Genomic DNA, 15260 nt, shown 5'->3' with positions numbered 1-15260 from the left:
GCCCACGAGAGAGAGTATGAACTATCGGGAGGTCACGACCACGGGCGAGTATCTCGCCCGCCTCGAGACGGGCGCCGATTGGCGCGCCGAGATCGAGGAACTCGCCGCCGACGTCGACGCCGACGCCGCGTGGTTCGCCGCGATGGGGGCCGTGCAGGACGCCGAACTCTGGTTCTACGATCAGGAGTCCTGCGAGTACCAGTCGATGACCTTCGACGAACCGCTGGAGGTCGCCAGCTGCGTCGGGAACGTCTCGCTGCTGGAGGGCGAGCGCTTCGCCCACACCCACGCCGTCCTCTCGCGGCCGAGCGGGCAGGCGCTCGCGGGCCACCTCGACGCCGGGACCGTCTGGGCGGGCGAAGTGTACCTGCGAGCGTTCGAGGACGAACTGGAGCGGGAGTACGACGAGACCACCGAACTGGACCTCTGGTTATAGATGCGCGAGGTTGACGAGCGGTACTTCGAACGGCTGGAAAACCCCCTCGAAGACGCCTTCGAGGTCGCCCAGGAGGCCAAGCGCCGCGGCGGCGACCCGAAACCCGAAGTCGAGATCCCGACCGCGCGGGACATGGCCGATCGGGTCGAAAACATCCTCGGGATCGACGGCGTCGCCGAGCGCGTCCGCGACCTGGAAGGCGAGATGAGCCGCGAGGAAGCCGCGCTGGAACTCGTGACCGACTTCGTCGACGGGGAGGTCGGCGACTACGAGAGCCGCGAGGGGAAAGTCGAGGGCGCCGTGCGGACCGCGGTCGCGCTGCTGACCGAGGGCGTCGTCGCGGCGCCGATCGAGGGGATCGACCGCGTCGAGATCAACGAGAACGACGACGGCACGGAGTTCGTCGCCGTCTACTACGCCGGGCCGATCCGCTCGGCGGGCGGGACCGCGCAGGCTCTTTCAGTCCTCGTCGCCGACTACGCCCGGTCGCTGCTCGACGTCGACGAGTTCAAGCCCCGCGACGACGAGATCGAGCGCTACGCCGAGGAGGTCGGCCTCTACGACAAGGAGACCGGACTGCAGTACTCGCCGAAGGACAAGGAGACGAAGTTCATCACCGAGAACTGCCCGATCATGCTCGACGGGGAGGCCACCGGCGACGAGGAGGTCTCGGGCTTTCGCGACCTGGAGCGGATCGACACCAACAGCGCCCGCGGCGGGATGTGTCTGGTGCTCGCGGAGGGGATCGCGCTCAAGGCGCCGAAGATCAAGCGCTACACCGCACAGTTGGACGAGGTCGAGTGGCCCTGGCTCACCGACCTGATGGAAGGCACCATCGGGAAGGAGAGTAAGGACTCCGAGAGCGACGAAACGGACGCTGACGACGCCGAAGACGCCGCTGCGGAGGGCGACGACGCCGACGGCGCGGACGCCGACGCGGAGGACGCCGAGCCCGACGGCCCGCCCCGCGTCGACCCGAGCGAGAAGTTCCTGCGGGACCTGATCGCCGGCCGTCCCGTCTTCTCGCATCCGAGCGAGGAAGGCGGCTTTCGCCTGCGCTACGGCCGCGCGCGCAACCACGGGTTCGCGACCGCGGGCGTCCACCCCGCGACGATGCACCTGGTCGACGACTTCCTCGCGACCGGCACGCAGATCAAGACCGAGCTCCCGGGGAAGGCGGCGGGCGTCATCCCGGTCGACTCCATCGAGGGGCCGACCGTCCGCCTCGCTAACGGCGAGGTCCGGCGGATCGACGACCCCGAGACCGCCCTGGAGCTGCGCAACGGCGTCGAGAAGATCCTCGATCTGGGCGAGTATCTCGTCAACTACGGCGAGTTCGTCGAGAACAACCACCCGCTCGCGCCGGCGTCGTACACCGTCGAGTGGTGGATTCAGGAGTTCGCCGAGACCGACGCCGACGTGCAGGCGATGCAGGACTCGGTGGGCGTCGACCTCTCGGATCCGTCCCCGGAGGAAGCGATCGAGTGGGCCCGCGAGTACGACGCGCCGCTGCATCCCGACTACACCTACCTCTGGCACGACATCGACGCCGAACAGTTCGAGGCGCTGGCCGACGCCGTCGCGGCGGGCACCGTCGACCCCGAGCCGATCGACCACAGCACCGCCGGCGGCGGAACCGGCGATCACCTCGCGCTCGAGCGCGACGAGGCGGTCCGCGACGCGATCGAGTCGCTGATCGTCCCCCACACCCAGACCGACGGGCGCCTGCGGATCCCGGTGTGGCGTCCGCTCGCGCTGACGCTCGGCTTCGAGATCGACGAGGGAGTCGACGCCGGCGCGGGGGCCGGCGAAGCGACGCCGAAGGCGGATGGGGGAATCGTCACGGCAGACCCGCCGACGCTCGATCGCACCTGGGACGAGCTCTCGGGCGACGCACGATCGTGGCCCAACGCGATGGAGGCCGTCCGCGAGGTCGCGCCGTTCGACGTTCGGGAGCGCGCGCCGACCCGCGTCGGCAACCGGATGGGGCGGCCCGAGAAATCCGAGGAGCGCGAGCTCAGCCCCGCCGTTCACACGCTGTTCCCGATCGGCGAGGCCGGCGGCAGCCAGCGCGACGTCGCCGCCGCGGGCAAGCACGCCGACACAATGGAGGACACCCCCGGCATGATCGAGGTCGAGGTCGCCAACCGCGAGTGCGTCGAGTGCGGCGCCGAGACGTTCAAGGCGGCCTGTCCCGACTGCGACGGCCAGACCGAGCCGGTCTACCGATGTCCGGACTGCGAGACCCGGCTGACGCCCGACGAATCCGGCCGGGTCCACTGCAGTCGCTGCGAGATCGAGGGGACCTGCGTCGAGGACCGCGTGATCGACGTGAACGCGGAGTTCCGCGACGCGATGAAGACGGTCGGCGAGCGCGAGAACGCCTTCGACATGCTCAAAGGCGTCAAGGGGCTCTCCTCGGCGACCAAGACGCCCGAGCCGATCGAGAAGGGGATTCTCCGGGCGAAACACGACGTCTCGTCGTTCAAGGACGGCACCGTCCGCTACGACATGACGGACCTGCCCGTCACGTCGGTCCGACCCGAGGAACTCGACGTCACGGCCGACCAGTTCCGCCAGCTGGGCTACGAGGAGGACATCCACGGCGACCCGCTCCAGCACGACGACCAGCTCGTCGAGCTGAAAGTTCAGGACGTCGTGCTTTCGGACGGCGCCGCCGAGCACATGCTCAAGACCGCCGACTTCGTCGACGACCTCCTTGATCAGTACTACGGGCTGGACCGGTACTACGAGGTCGACGAGCGCGACGATCTGGTGGGGAAGCTCGTGTTCGGGATGGCGCCACACACCAGCGCAGCTGTCGTCGGGAGGGTCGTAGGATTCACGAGCGCGGCTGTCGGCTACGCTCATCCGTTCTTCCACGCTTCGAAACGGCGGAATTGCTTTCATCCGGAGACGAAAGTCTGGTACGAGGACGAAGGCGGACAGTGGCATTACGAGGAGATCCGAACGCTCGTAGAGGAGCGACTGAACGATCCTGAAGAGGATGACTTCGGCACGCTCGTACAGAATCTCGACGGTGAGGTCTACGTGCCGTCGATTGACGAAGACGGGACGTTGGAACGCAAGCGTGTCGAGGCAGTATCGAAGCACGAGGCGCCGGAACATCTCGTAAAGATCGAGACCCGAAGCGGACGAGAAATAACGGTAACGCCCGATCACGACGTGCACGTCTTCGACGGAGACGGGATCGCATCCGAGCGGGCCTCAGAGCTATCAAAGGGCGATTCAGTCGTCAAACCGCAGCATCTCGACTCGATAGATCCGTCAGAGACGGGACGAGTGTTCGACCTCCTCGCGCAAGGCATCGCGATCGACGAGATCGAACTGGATCGCCTCATGGTCCACGGTCTCGACAAAGACCGAGTGTACGACCTCTTCGAGAATGCGTTCGCTGACCAGTGGGACGGGCAGTTCTACCCGCTCTACTCAACCGCCGAACATCTGGGAATCAACAAAAAGACGCTCAGTAACTACCTGTACCGAGAGAGCATCCCTGTTAGCATTCTGACGGAGTGTTTCGAGTCTCCCGCAGAACTGCTCGCGTGGGTCCCCTTAGACGTCGAACTCGGGATGAAACGCGATTCGACGACCATCGATCGGCGGATCGAGTTGAACGCTCAAGTCGCAACGCTGATTGGATACTACACTGCCGAGGGATTCGCCCGCGCCCAGAAGACGCCAAAAGGCACGATCCACCAGACGACGATCTGCGGCGTCGAGTCGGAGGCCAGAGAGTTCTTCAAGAGCGTACTTAGACAGGAGTTCGGCGTCGAACCATATGAGGAGAACCATGCGAAGATAACCGCATCAGGCAGACTTCTGCGGATGTTCTTCGACACGGTGCTCGACGCTAGTGCGTCTGCGGACACGAAACGCGTGCCGCAGTGTATCTTCGATGCTCCTGACGAGACCGTTGCAGCGTACCTCCGCGGGTACTTCAGCGGCGACGGCACGGTCGACTCGAACGCCCTAGTGGTCTCCGCGACGACGGTTAGCAGGGATCTCAAGGAGGGCATCATCGCGTTGCTGAGTCGACTCGGAATCACTGCTCGCGTCGACAAAACGGACCCAGTACCTCTCTGCGAGAAGTTTCCCGAACACTACGAGATAGACGATCCGGAGATGTCTGCGCCAGGATACGTAGTGAACATCACGTCTGACGACGCGGTCGCATACGCAGACAAGGTCGGCTTTCATCTTTCGAGGAAATCCAAGCTGTTGAAATCACAGGTTGACAGCGTCAGTACCTCCGCCAGACGCGTCTTCGATGGCGGCGATGGTGATTATCTCGTCGAGTCAGTAGCGTCCGTCGACATCGTCAAGGCGGACGTCGACTCGACATACTGCCTGACCGTGGAAGATACGCATTCGCTCATCGCGAACGACTTATCAGAAAAGCAGTGCGACGGCGACGAGGACTGCGTGATGCTCCTGCTCGACGGCCTGCTGAACTTCAGCAAGAGCTACCTGCCGGACCAGCGCGGCGGCCGGATGGACGCCCCGCTGGTGATGTCCTCGCGGATCGACCCCTCCGAAATCGACGACGAGGCCCACAACATGGACGTCGTCGACCGGTACCCCCTGGAGTTCTACGAGGCGACCCGCGAGTTGGCCGACCCCGGCGAGGTCGACGTCGAGATCGCCGAGGACACGCTCGGCACCGATCTGGAGTACACCGGCTTCCGGCACACCCACGACACGAGCGACATCGCGCTGGGGCCGGACCTCTCGGCGTACAAGACGCTCGGGTCGATGATGGACAAGATGGACGCTCAGCTCGAAATCTCCCGGAAGCTCCGGGCGGTCGACGAGACCGACGTGGCCGAGCGCGTTATCGAGTATCACTTCCTGCCGGACCTGATCGGGAACCTCCGGGCGTTCTCCCGACAGGAGACGCGCTGTCTCGACTGCGGCGAGAAGTACCGCCGGATGCCCCTGACCGGCGACTGCCGGGAGTGCGGCGGCCGGGTGAACCTCACCGTCCACCAGGGGTCGGTCAACAAGTACATGGACACCGCGATCCGGGTCGCCGAGGAGTTCGGCGCCCGGGACTACACGAAACAGCGCCTCGAAGTGCTCGAAAAGTCCCTGGAGAGCATCTTCGAGAACGACAAGAACAAGCAGACCGGCATCGCGGACTTCATGTAGGCGCGGTCGGCGATGACGCTCAGACTCTGTGTTCGGGAACGGTACGAGACCGACGGCGAAGAGCGCGTGCGGTTCGGCGTCGTGACGCGGGTTCCGGTATCGGCGCGCTCTGCCCGTTCGCGAACGAGCGCGGCGCGGTCGCTTTTTAGGGTATACGACGGGAGAGTTCGGTCCGCGAGCCGTTCGGGCGCTCGACGCCGGCGAGAGCGGCGCCGACGTCGTCCCGTCGCTGGTCGCTGACGCCGACGCGATGGCCGAGCGACAGGCCCACGGCATCGACCGCGGCGAGACCGTGGCGGCAGAGAGCGACGTTCACAGCGCGGCGGTCGTCGTCGCCGACCCGGGCGCACCGGTCGCCGACCTGTGCGAGACGTTCCGGCTGGGTGCCCGCGGACGCGAGGAACTCGCGGATCGTCCCGGCTGGTGATCGATCGTATTCGCCCATCGCGTTCTCGAGAGCCACGAATCCGGACCGCCGGCGCGTCGACCGTACGGTTCGAGTCTGATCGTTCGTTAGTTCCGTCGGCCATCGGTATTTGTCAGCACGGATCGCACAACTGGGGAGTACGAGGAAGGGATGTTTCTGGAGCGCCCCCAGTTCGTGAAAAGCCGGCGATTCGATCGCCACCCCGAACTACTATCAAGAAGACTATGGAAAAACGAGACCATATCTCAGGTCAGTTTTATCAGATCATCTGAATTAAAACTCATACTATTGTTCTCCGAGATATTGGACTGATACCACGAAAAACACCGTCTGAATCAGTATACAGACCATTACCGATTCGTGGCGACGGGTAAGTACTCGTACTTTTTCCTCAGTTCGGCTCACGACAGGAACGCAGTTGACGTTATTATCCATTATGAATATAGGCAAACATGTAAAATATACCGAAGGAATTAACCGGATCGCACTGACATCTTCAGACACAGCATGGCAAAACGACGCACGTTCCTTGAGACGGCCGGGACAATCGGAGTCACCGGTCTACTGGCCGGGTGCCTCAGCAGCGGAAACGACGGCGGCGACAGCGACGGCGGCGACAGCGACGGCAGCGACGGCGACGGCAGCGACGGGGATTCGGGACCGAAGTACGGCAACGGCGAGATCAACTTCGTGATGTCGCCCTCCGAGCCCCAGCAGAAGATGCGCCAGCAGTATCAGCCGGTAAAAGAGCACCTGAGCGAGGAGATCGGGATGCCGACGAAGCTCAAGTACGCGCGCAACTACAGCGCCGTCCTGCAGGCGATGGGCTCGGGCACCTCCGACATCGCCGAGACAGGCCCGTTCGCGGCCGCTCTGGGCGTGCGTGACGACAAGTGTAACATCGCGCTCCAGCGGAAGGGCTACGGCGCGTGGACGTACTCCTCGGTCATCGTCACCAAGGAGAACTCGGACATCGAGTCGCTCAGTGATCTGGAAGGCAAGCAGATCGGGTTCGCCGACCGCCTGTCGGCGTCGGGCGCGCTCTACCCGCTGTACATGCTGCAGGACGCTGGACTGGACATCGGCGGCTACCCGATGGAGCGCGGCAGCGCCGACTTCCGGGGCACGTTCTCCGGGCACGAGCAGGCGTTCCAGCAGTTGAAGACCGGGCAGGTCCCCGCAGTCGGCGTCGGGAAGTTCATCGCGCTCAACGACAACCGTGAGCTGAAAGATGGGTACCGTTACGTGGAAACCGAAGACGGCATTCCGCGCGCGCCGATCGTCACCAGCCCCGAACTCTCCGATAGCGAGCACGACGACCTGGTGAACGCACTCAAGAACGCGCCGGAGTCAATGTATCTCGGCGCAAACGGCGAGGAAGGCGGCGGCGACGACCTCTGGTTTAGCGACGTGCGGCCAGCCTCCAGAGAGACCTACGAACCCGTCGTCAACGTCGCCAAGTCGCTCGGAATCGAGACCGACCTGCTCGACGGCGGTAGCAGCTAACCGCACACGACCCCCGTTTTCACCCCTTACAGCACGACCACCACAATGTCAACCGTATCACTATCTGACGTTACGAAGGTCTACGGAGAGGATACCGTAGCGCTCGACGACGTCTCGTTCGAGATCGAGGAGGGCGAGTTCGTGATCCTCCTTGGCCCCTCGGGAGCGGGCAAGTCGACGCTGTTGCGCGTCCTGAACGGACTCACCACGCCGACCGACGGCGAGGTGCTGATCAACGGCCATCAGCCGGGAACCCGGTCCGAAGTCGGGATGGTGTTCCAGATGCACTATCTCATCGAGTCGATGTCGGCCTACAAGAACGCCCTGACGGGCGCTCTCTCGCGGACTGGGTGGGGCCAGTCGCTGTTCACGCTCTACCCGAAATCGGACAAGCGGGCTGCCCTGGAAGCACTCGACACCGTCGGGTTGCTGGGCGAGGCCGAGCAGCGCGCTGGGTCGATGTCCGGCGGCCAGAAACAGCGCGTCGGCATCGCCCGCGCGCTGGTCCAGGACCCCGAGCTGCTGCTGGCCGACGAGCCGGTCTCCAGCCTCGACCCGAAAGCGGCCCGAGATGTGATGAGCTACATGAAGCAGGCCGCCGACGAGCGCGGCCTGACGACGGTCGCCTCGCTGCACCAGGTGAACATCGCCCGCGAGTTCGGCGACCGATTCATCGGCATCCGCGACGGCGAGATCTTCTTCGACGGCACGCGCGACGAGTTGACGATGGACGTCGTCGACGACCTCTACTACGGTGAAGACGCGAGCGGCGTCCTCACCGACGACGGCGATTCGGAGCCCGACAGCGACGCCGCGCCGGAGGATCGCGCCGTCCAGCGCGATTCGACCCCGAACTCCGAGGGGGTGACACAGTGACTGACGACGAGCGCGCGGCGCCGGACGACGCCGATCGGGATCCGTCGGCGCTCCGATCCGACGGCGGCGCCGCAGCCGCCGGTCAGGATGCCGAACGTGGAAAGATCGAGGGAGTGCTCGCGTCGATCGAGCGAAAGACGTGGCTCCGGCGCGGGTTCTACGTCTTCTTGCTCGCGGCGATCGTCATCATAGCGTACGCCGGGATCGGCTACCTCGCGGAGAGCTCCGTCTCACGGTTGCTCCGGGATCTCGGCCGGCAGATGCCGACGTTTCTTGAGAACGTCCGCGACTTCCTCGCGCCGAACTTCGTCGACTTCACCGCCTACTCCCAGGAGAATCAACTCACCGGGTGGAACGGTCTCTTGCAGTCGTTCGCTCATCCGTCGACCTTCATCGAGACGATCAAAACCGGGTCAAACACCTACATCGTCTCCGGCGCCGTCGTCACCATCGTCATCGGATTCACCGGCACCGTGCTCGGGTTCCCGCTCGCGCTGCTGTTTGGGGTGCTCGGTTCCGAGCGCGTGACGCCGTTCCCGTTCAACTTCATTTTCCGCGGTACGATGTCGACGATCCGGGCGGTACCGGCGCTAGTCTGGGTTCTCATCTACATCCCGTTGGCGAACATCTCGCCGATCTCCGCGATGCTCGCGGTCGCCACCGACACCGTCGGCAATCTCGGTCGACTGTTCACGGACGAACTCGAGGAGACCGAAGAGGGCCCCATCGAAGCCATCCGGTCGACCGGAGCGAACCGTCCGCAGGTCATCAGCTTCGGGATGCTCTCGCAGGTGTCGTCCTCGTTCATCGCGTGGACGCTGTACATCCTCGAGATCAACACCCGAATCGCCGTCTCGCTGGGCGTCGTCGGGGCGGGCGGTATCGGTCAGTACCTCGACCTCCGGCTCGGGTTCCTCGCGTTCGACAAGGCCGTCGCCGCGCTGATCATGGTGGTCTTCATGGTGCTCTCGGTGGAGATGATCTCATCCCGCCTGCGCGCGCGGTTGCGGCCGGGCGAGGAGAGCAAGAGCCTGATCGAAGCGGTCCAGAGCCTGTTCGACGGCCGGAAGTGGCTCGGCACGAACCTCGGCAAGAACTGATGACGTCGAGAACGGCCCGGGAGGACGACGAAGCGCGCGAACGGGCGGCAATAGCCGAACGGGCGGCCGCCGCGGGCGCGGCCGTTGCGGACGCGGCGTTCAGGACCGGAATCGACACCGAAACCAAAGACGGCAAGACCGACGTGGTCACTCAGGCCGACCGGGATGCGCAGGCCGAGGTCGTCCGCGTGATCCGCGACGCCTTCCCGGACGAGGCCGTCGTCGGCGAAGAGGGCGATGAACTCGAGTCGGTCCCCGAGGCGGGCCCGGCGTGGGTCGTAGATCCGATCGACGGGACCAACAACTTCGTTCGGGACATCCGAATCTGGACGACCAGCGTCGCCGCAGTCGTCGACGGCGTCCCCGTCGCCGCGGCGACGGTGCTGCCCGCGCTGGGCGACACGTACACCGCGGGACCCGAAGGGGTGTGGCGAAACGGCGAGGCCGCAGCAGTCAGCCGTCGCACCGATCCCGAGACGTTCGCCGTCTGTCCCACGATCTGGTGGGACTACGACCGACGCGAAGAGTACGCCGTCGCGACGCGCGAAATCGTCGAACGCTTCGGAGACCTGCGGCGCCTCGGGAGCGCACAGGCGGCCCTCGCGATGGTCGCGGCCGGACACCTCGAAGCGGCCGTCACCAACGTCGTTCCCAACCCATGGGACACCGTGGCCGGCGTCCGGATGGTCCGCCAGGCGGGCGGCACGGTGACTGACGTCGACGGCGATCCCTGGCATCACGACAGTCGCGGCCTGGTCGCCTCGAACGGCAAAGCACACGACGAAGTGCTCGCCGCCGTCCGGGAGATCGAAGCGGCTCGTCGCGGCGAGTGAAACCCGACGGCTACGTCAGGTCACCAATCACGGCGAGCGCAACGACCTCGTGGAGATTCGACCGAAAGCTCGCAGCCGTCTCCGCGTGGACGCCGAGTCAGCACGACCGTCGGCGGCCCTGATCGTCTCGAGTGTAGTCTCGTCTACGAGTTACATTTTTTATTAATTCTATTGGCTAACGACTCGTGTTGGCACAGCCCACACGGCAGGGAAAGTACGACGAGGGGACTCCGGGATCTGTATCGGAAGGGACGGCTGATCCGGAAGTTCGAAGATCGGGTACAGGAACTGGTCGGGGACGGTAACCTGTTCGCCGACGGACGGGCGTCGCTCAGAGCCGTGTGCGCCCGCGAGCGCACTCTCGAATCGCCCGCTCGATCATCTGCTCGATTGGCGGTAGGCTGTTGACACGCGACCCGCTGAACGTCCGGCAGACCGCGCGCTGGAGCCACTCGTGGCGCTTCTCTCCGTACCCCAGCGCCTCGCGGATCGCCCGCTTCTCGGCGGGATCGAGATCGACGACCAGACGCACCGGCTCGTCCGACGCCTCCGCGCGCTCGCGCAGACGCTCGACCTCATCGCGCGAGCGGTGCGCGAACAGGTCGTCTCGGTCGCTCAGCCCGCCCTCGACTTCGCGGTCGAGTTGCCGCGCGGCCTCCTCGGGGATGGCGATCACGTCGCGGACCATGCCCGGGTGTGCGACGAACCGCAACGACAATCTTTCGGTCGCGATCCGGAGTATCAGCCGGTCTGAGTGGTCCGTACGGTTACTCTTCCGGGGCCCCGACGACCGACGAATCCTCGTCGTTGGCGCGCCCGACGTCGACCTCGTGGCGCGTGTGGCGGGCGTGGGTTCGGGCCCAGCGTCGGGCCGCCTCGTCGGAAAGCCGTTCGACGCCTTCCGGACAGTTACGGCAGTCCGCGAGCCACGGTGCGACGCCGTCGGGGTAGTGGCCGGTGTGGCGCTTGTGATCGAGCGCGAACTGCTCGATCGCCTGGTTGCCGATGCCCAGATCGTCGAGCTCGTAGCCCAGATCCCACTCGCGCCCGCAGCGCGTGCAGGCGATCGTCGGCGTGTCGTCGATCTCGCCGTCCGGATCGAGCGGGTCGAACTCGTCCTCGTCGAAGCTGTCAGGCACGCCCCACCGTACGTCGCGGTCGGGTTTGAAGCTGGTCCTCGCGAGCGACCCGAACGAGCGACAGTAACCTGAACACCTGTCGCGGTTGCTCCAGCTGATGGACGCCGACGGTCCCGACGTGACGCTGAGCCGGACGGGAACTGGCAGCCACTACTGAGGAGCGCAACCGAGATTCGATATAGCGTTCGATGGTTTATTGTATGATCGTCCGCTCTCTCGACAGACACCGAAGTGAGAGCATCTATCGTCCAGAAACGTCGAAATCGGTGCCAAGAGATGGCAGGAAACGACAAGCGGGGTTTATGCCAGCTCGTGACAAACAATAGCACATGGCACAGACCGAACGAGCGGACGTCAGCCTGGGGGTTCCGATCTACAACGAGGACGGGACGCGGCTCGGCACCGTCCGGGGGTTCGACGACGAGGGGTTCTACGTCACGCTGGCCGAGGATGCCGTCGCCAAGGAGACAGGGCGGATGCAGGCGGGTGGACAGACCGGCGAAATGGACCTGATGTGGCGCTGCTGGCAGTGCGGCGAGATCGGTAAGATCGCCGAGATTCCCGATAGCTGTCCGTCCTGCGACGCTCCAAGGGAGGACATCTACTACTGGACCGAGGACTGACCACGAGGACCAGAAGCGCCCCGCAACCGACGTTTATACCGATATTCGTGGTAGGCCCGAGTATGGTCGAAACCGGCGAACGACCGGACGACGTCGACGAGGACGAACACCGAAAACTGGACCTCGGGATGGGCGTCTACGACGACGAGGGCGAGCGCCTCGGGGAGATTCGGGGGTTCGACGAAGGCGGGTTCTACGTCACGATGCGCGACGGATACGAAGCGTTGTCGGTCGAACACGCCCGATCGGGGCAGGGGTTCGGCGAGGCCGAGTTGATGTGGCGCTGCACGAACTGTGGAGAGATGGGTGAGATCGACAAGGGGTTTCCCGAGCAGTGTCCGAACTGCGAGTCGCCCAAGGAGGAGCTATACTACTGGACGGAGGACTAACCAAGCCGTTTTGTCGGGAGCGACCGCGGAACGCGTATGGAGATCGTCGTCTTCGGAGCCGGAAGCCTCGGTAGCCTGTTGGGTGGGCTCCTCGCCCGCGAGCACGCGGTGACGCTGGTCGGACGCGACCCGCACGTCGAGACGGTTGCCGAGACGGGGCTTCGAATCTCGAACGGGGTCGAGGCCGTAGTCGAGCCGGGAGCCACGACCGACGGAACGAGTCTCGACGCCGATATCGCCGTCGTGACGGTCAAGTCGTACGATACCGAGCAGGCCGCGACGGCGCTGGCGACCGGGTCGTTCGACGCCGCGCTGTCGCTCCAGAACGGGTTGGGCAACGAGGAGACGCTGGCGGATATCCTCGAGTGCCCGGTGCTCGCGGGAACGGCCACCTACGGCGCCCGCCTCGTCGACCCGGGGCACGTCGAGTGTACGGGCGTGGGCGAGATCGTTCTCGGCGCGCCGACCGGCGGCGCGTCGACGCGCGCCCGGCGAATCGCCGGGGCGTTTCGAGACGCCGACACCGAGGCGAGCGCATCCGAGGCGATGCCGCGGCGCCTCTGGGAGAAAGTCGCCGTCAACGCCGGGATCAATCCCGTGACCGCGCTCTCGCGAGTTCCGAACGGCGCGCTCGCAGCGGCGCCGGGCCGCGATATCGGGCGGCGAGCCGCGAGAGAGACAGCGCGGACCGCCCGAGCCGACGGCGTAGCCCTATCGGACGAGGCAGCGCTGGCAGCCCTCGACCGCGTCGTCGAGACGACCGCCGAGAACCGCTCGTCGATGCTCCAGGACGTCGCCGCGGGACGCCGCACCGAAATCGACGCCGTCAGTGGGGCCGTCGCCGAGCGAGCCCGCGACCGTGGAGTCGACGCGCCGACGAACGAGCTGCTGGCTGGGCTGATAAGAAGCTGGGAACGGGAACGAGGATTGCGTAGCGAGACCCACGGTAGACCGGGCGGTAACAAGTAACAACGATCGAAGAGAACGGGTCGACCGCCGACGAGACCGACCTCAGAACGGCGCCTGAGGGCCTTCGTCGGAATCGGCGTCGTCGTCGCTCGACTCGCCGGGGAACGAGGGGCTCATGCCGCCGCCGCCGTGGCCGGCCGACTCGCCCGTGTTCGCGTGGACCTGCTCGATCTCGGGGATCTCCTTGACCATCCGGCTCTTGATCGCCTGGATCGTCATCGGGGAGATGCCACAGCCGCTACAGGCGCCGCCGAGCTGGATCGACACCTCGCCGGTCTCCCGGTCGAGGTCCTGAATTGCCGCGTTGCCGCCGTGCATCTGAATCTGCGGGAAGTTCCGGCGGAGGAAGTTCGCGACGCGATCTTCGAGGTCGTCGCCGTCGTCGGACGTGTCCGTGCTCATGGAGCGAGATAGGTGGTGGCCGGTCTTAGGCCTTTGGTCTCTGGTGTTCGGGCTCGCGGCCGTCAGCCCTCGAACTCGAAGACGCGCCGAAGCTCGGCTTCGATCTCGTCGAGGTACCGGTCAAGCACCGTCTCGAACTTCTCGCGATCGACGACGACGGCGGTCAGCCGGTCGTAGGGCTCCTCGGGAAGTTCGATCCGGAACTCGCCGTCGCCCTCGTAGAACGGTTCGCTCTCGTTGAGCACCTGCTGGTCGATCCCGTGGATCAGCTGGGAGTCGTAGGCGTCGTTCATCGTCTCGAAGGCGTTCTTGTACGCCCGCTGGAGTTCGGGGAAGTAGTTCGCGTACTTGTCTTCGAACTGCTCGGCGTCGAACTCGGTCATGTGGGACCGAACGGGAGTGGCATACAAAAGTCGGCCGAAGAGCGGCGGCAGGCGACGCACGAGGCGGTCCAATTTTCGACGCCGACCGCGAACCCGACGCGAGTCGTCGATAGACGCGTTCTGGGCGCCGTTCGTCGGCATCCCACGAAAGTCGGTGAGCGTGCGGTGTGCGATCTCGTAAATCACATGTTGCGATATAGAACATCACGCATTACGATATCAGAGTTTCGGAGGATAGGTCAGTTTTAGCCTAAATTCACTCTGACTGGCGATACTCTTCGTCAGTAAGAGGAAAGTTTTGAACGCCTATCGGCACGATGAGGGGACATATGTGAGAAAAAGAATAGATTTTGACACTGCTAAATAGCGTATCCACTCCCGCACAGCTACCTCGGCGAGAGCGTAGCCGATTAGTCAGGCGAAATTAACGCCGAGGCGATGAGCTCTACACACTCGCCGGCAGTCAAGATCGGTGCGTAGTCCGTCTCTCCGTCAACATCAGCTTTCAGCAAAAAGTCGGTGAGCCGCCAGATGTTATACCAGTCTGCCAGTGAGGTGCTGCGATCTCTATCCAATAATATATGGATCGGCCTATATCAGAGAATAGGTAGTATCTCAGGAGAATGCTATCGCTGCGCGTTCGAAATGAACGAACCCCCACGAGCGCGGTGCTCGTGGGGGTGAGTATGAGTGGCAGGCGGCGAGGCAGTGTTCCCAGAGGCTCGCGCACTCCAGTACTTGCTGCCACGTGGGTGAGCTTAACTTCCGTGTTCGGGATGGGTACGGGTGTTACCTCACCGCTGTGGCCGCCTTAACGCCGACCAGCGGAATCGAACCGCCGATGATGGTACCAACCATCGGAAAGACGATGTTAGTGTACGTGCGATCCAGTTAACGCCTGGACTCATTCTCGAAGACGACGATCGTCGTCTCGAAACTGAGCCAATGCGGTATGACTGTGTGGCGATCTTGATTAGTGCTCGCGGACTCAACGTCTCGTTGCCT

General features: G+C 64.5%; 14 protein-coding genes and 1 rRNA gene. 10 read left to right on the top strand and 5 right to left on the bottom strand.

The features are described from left to right. Nucleotides 1-16: 16 nt before the first annotated feature. From NO931_RS13685 to NO931_RS13655, 7 genes are all read left to right on the top strand, one after another. Entirely contained in the window at nucleotides 17-436 is a 420-nt protein-coding gene (locus NO931_RS13685; RefSeq protein WP_256392908.1) for a PPC domain-containing DNA-binding protein, read from the top strand. After that, the gene (locus NO931_RS13680) at nucleotides 437-5608 is read left to right on the top strand and encodes a DNA polymerase II large subunit (RefSeq protein ID WP_256392907.1); all 5172 of its coding nucleotides are present in this window, start codon (nucleotides 437-439) and stop codon (nucleotides 5606-5608) included. Between the two features lie 250 nt (nucleotides 5609-5858). Next, on the top strand, nucleotides 5859-6035 hold the full coding sequence (locus tag NO931_RS13675; protein WP_256392906.1) for a hypothetical protein: 177 nt from the start codon (nucleotides 5859-5861) through the stop codon (nucleotides 6033-6035). Between the two features lie 507 nt (nucleotides 6036-6542). Further along, a complete protein-coding gene (locus tag NO931_RS13670; protein WP_256392905.1) occupies nucleotides 6543-7541 on the top strand; it encodes a phosphate/phosphite/phosphonate ABC transporter substrate-binding protein in 999 nt (332 codons plus the stop codon). Between the two features lie 45 nt (nucleotides 7542-7586). Beyond that, the gene (locus tag NO931_RS13665) at nucleotides 7587-8417 is read left to right on the top strand and encodes a phosphonate ABC transporter ATP-binding protein (RefSeq protein ID WP_256392904.1); all 831 of its coding nucleotides are present in this window, start codon (nucleotides 7587-7589) and stop codon (nucleotides 8415-8417) included. Continuing rightward, nucleotides 8414-9517, top strand: a complete 1104-nt coding sequence (locus NO931_RS13660) for a PhnE/PtxC family ABC transporter permease (protein WP_256392903.1) — start codon at nucleotides 8414-8416, stop codon at nucleotides 9515-9517. Before NO931_RS13665 ends, NO931_RS13660 begins: the two co-directional genes overlap by 4 nt. Next, nucleotides 9517-10350: an inositol monophosphatase family protein gene (locus tag NO931_RS13655; RefSeq protein ID WP_256392902.1), complete on the top strand. Its 834-nt coding sequence runs from the start codon at nucleotides 9517-9519 to the stop codon at nucleotides 10348-10350. The genes NO931_RS13660 and NO931_RS13655 overlap by 1 nt, the downstream gene beginning before the upstream one ends. 331 nt (nucleotides 10351-10681) lie before the next feature. Here the strand turns inward: NO931_RS13655 and NO931_RS13650 are convergent, their stop codons facing one another. Both NO931_RS13650 and NO931_RS13645 read right to left on the bottom strand, forming a co-directional pair. After that, nucleotides 10682-11038, bottom strand: coding sequence for a hypothetical protein (locus tag NO931_RS13650; protein ID WP_256392901.1), 357 nt, complete (start codon nucleotides 11036-11038; stop codon nucleotides 10682-10684). Between the two features lie 79 nt (nucleotides 11039-11117). Beyond that, on the bottom strand, nucleotides 11118-11489 hold the full coding sequence (locus NO931_RS13645) for a DUF8062 family protein (RefSeq protein ID WP_256392900.1): 372 nt from the start codon (nucleotides 11487-11489) through the stop codon (nucleotides 11118-11120). A gap of 329 nt (nucleotides 11490-11818) precedes the next feature. On the opposite strand from NO931_RS13645, the gene NO931_RS13640 reads away from it, so the two are divergent. The 3 genes from NO931_RS13640 to NO931_RS13630 all read left to right on the top strand — a co-directional run bounded on the left by NO931_RS13640 (nucleotide 11819) and on the right by NO931_RS13630 (nucleotide 13470). After that, complete coding sequence (locus NO931_RS13640) at nucleotides 11819-12112, top strand: DUF7130 family rubredoxin-like protein (protein ID WP_256392899.1); 294 nt, start codon at nucleotides 11819-11821, stop codon at nucleotides 12110-12112. Nucleotides 12113-12174: 62 nt separating this feature from the next. Next, a complete protein-coding gene (locus tag NO931_RS13635) occupies nucleotides 12175-12501 on the top strand; it encodes a DUF7130 family rubredoxin-like protein (RefSeq protein WP_375142068.1) in 327 nt (108 codons plus the stop codon). 36 nt (nucleotides 12502-12537) lie between these two features. Next, a complete protein-coding gene (locus NO931_RS13630; protein WP_256392898.1) occupies nucleotides 12538-13470 on the top strand; it encodes a ketopantoate reductase family protein in 933 nt (310 codons plus the stop codon). Between the two features lie 42 nt (nucleotides 13471-13512). Here the strand turns inward: NO931_RS13630 and NO931_RS13625 are convergent, their stop codons facing one another. The 3 genes from NO931_RS13625 to rrf form a co-directional block, all read right to left on the bottom strand. Continuing rightward, a complete protein-coding gene (locus NO931_RS13625) occupies nucleotides 13513-13872 on the bottom strand; it encodes a NifU family protein (protein ID WP_256392897.1) in 360 nt (119 codons plus the stop codon). Between the two features lie 62 nt (nucleotides 13873-13934). Further along, entirely contained in the window at nucleotides 13935-14255 is a 321-nt protein-coding gene (locus NO931_RS13620; protein WP_256392896.1) for a DUF5783 family protein, read from the bottom strand. A 692-nt stretch (nucleotides 14256-14947) separates the two neighbouring features. After that, nucleotides 14948-15069: ribosomal RNA gene (gene rrf / locus NO931_RS13615) — 5S ribosomal RNA — on the bottom strand. Nucleotides 15070-15260 lie beyond the last annotated feature (191 nt).

The sequence above is a fragment of the Natronoarchaeum rubrum genome (assembly GCF_024494695.1).
This window is presented reverse-complemented; position numbering and strand designations above follow the sequence as displayed.

What these genes read in the sequence shown, in the direction of transcription:
- NO931_RS13685 (WP_256392908.1), top strand. Translation starts at nt 17, where the DNA reads ATGAACTATCGGGAGGTCACGACCACGGGCGAGTATCTCGCCCGCCTC.
- NO931_RS13680 (WP_256392907.1), top strand. Translation starts at nt 437, where the DNA reads ATGCGCGAGGTTGACGAGCGGTACTTCGAACGGCTGGAAAACCCCCTC.
- NO931_RS13675 (WP_256392906.1), top strand. Translation starts at nt 5,859, where the DNA reads ATGGCCGAGCGACAGGCCCACGGCATCGACCGCGGCGAGACCGTGGCG.
- NO931_RS13670 (WP_256392905.1), top strand. Translation starts at nt 6,543, where the DNA reads ATGGCAAAACGACGCACGTTCCTTGAGACGGCCGGGACAATCGGAGTC.
- NO931_RS13665 (WP_256392904.1), top strand. Translation starts at nt 7,587, where the DNA reads ATGTCAACCGTATCACTATCTGACGTTACGAAGGTCTACGGAGAGGAT.
- NO931_RS13655 (WP_256392902.1), top strand. Translation starts at nt 9,517, where the DNA reads ATGACGTCGAGAACGGCCCGGGAGGACGACGAAGCGCGCGAACGGGCG.
- NO931_RS13650 (WP_256392901.1), bottom strand. Translation starts at nt 11,038, where the DNA reads ATGGTCCGCGACGTGATCGCCATCCCCGAGGAGGCCGCGCGGCAACTC.
- NO931_RS13640 (WP_256392899.1), top strand. Translation starts at nt 11,819, where the DNA reads ATGGCACAGACCGAACGAGCGGACGTCAGCCTGGGGGTTCCGATCTAC.
- NO931_RS13635 (WP_375142068.1), top strand. Translation starts at nt 12,175, where the DNA reads ATGGTCGAAACCGGCGAACGACCGGACGACGTCGACGAGGACGAACAC.
- NO931_RS13630 (WP_256392898.1), top strand. Translation starts at nt 12,538, where the DNA reads ATGGAGATCGTCGTCTTCGGAGCCGGAAGCCTCGGTAGCCTGTTGGGT.
- NO931_RS13625 (WP_256392897.1), bottom strand. Translation starts at nt 13,872, where the DNA reads ATGAGCACGGACACGTCCGACGACGGCGACGACCTCGAAGATCGCGTC.
- NO931_RS13620 (WP_256392896.1), bottom strand. Translation starts at nt 14,255, where the DNA reads ATGACCGAGTTCGACGCCGAGCAGTTCGAAGACAAGTACGCGAACTAC.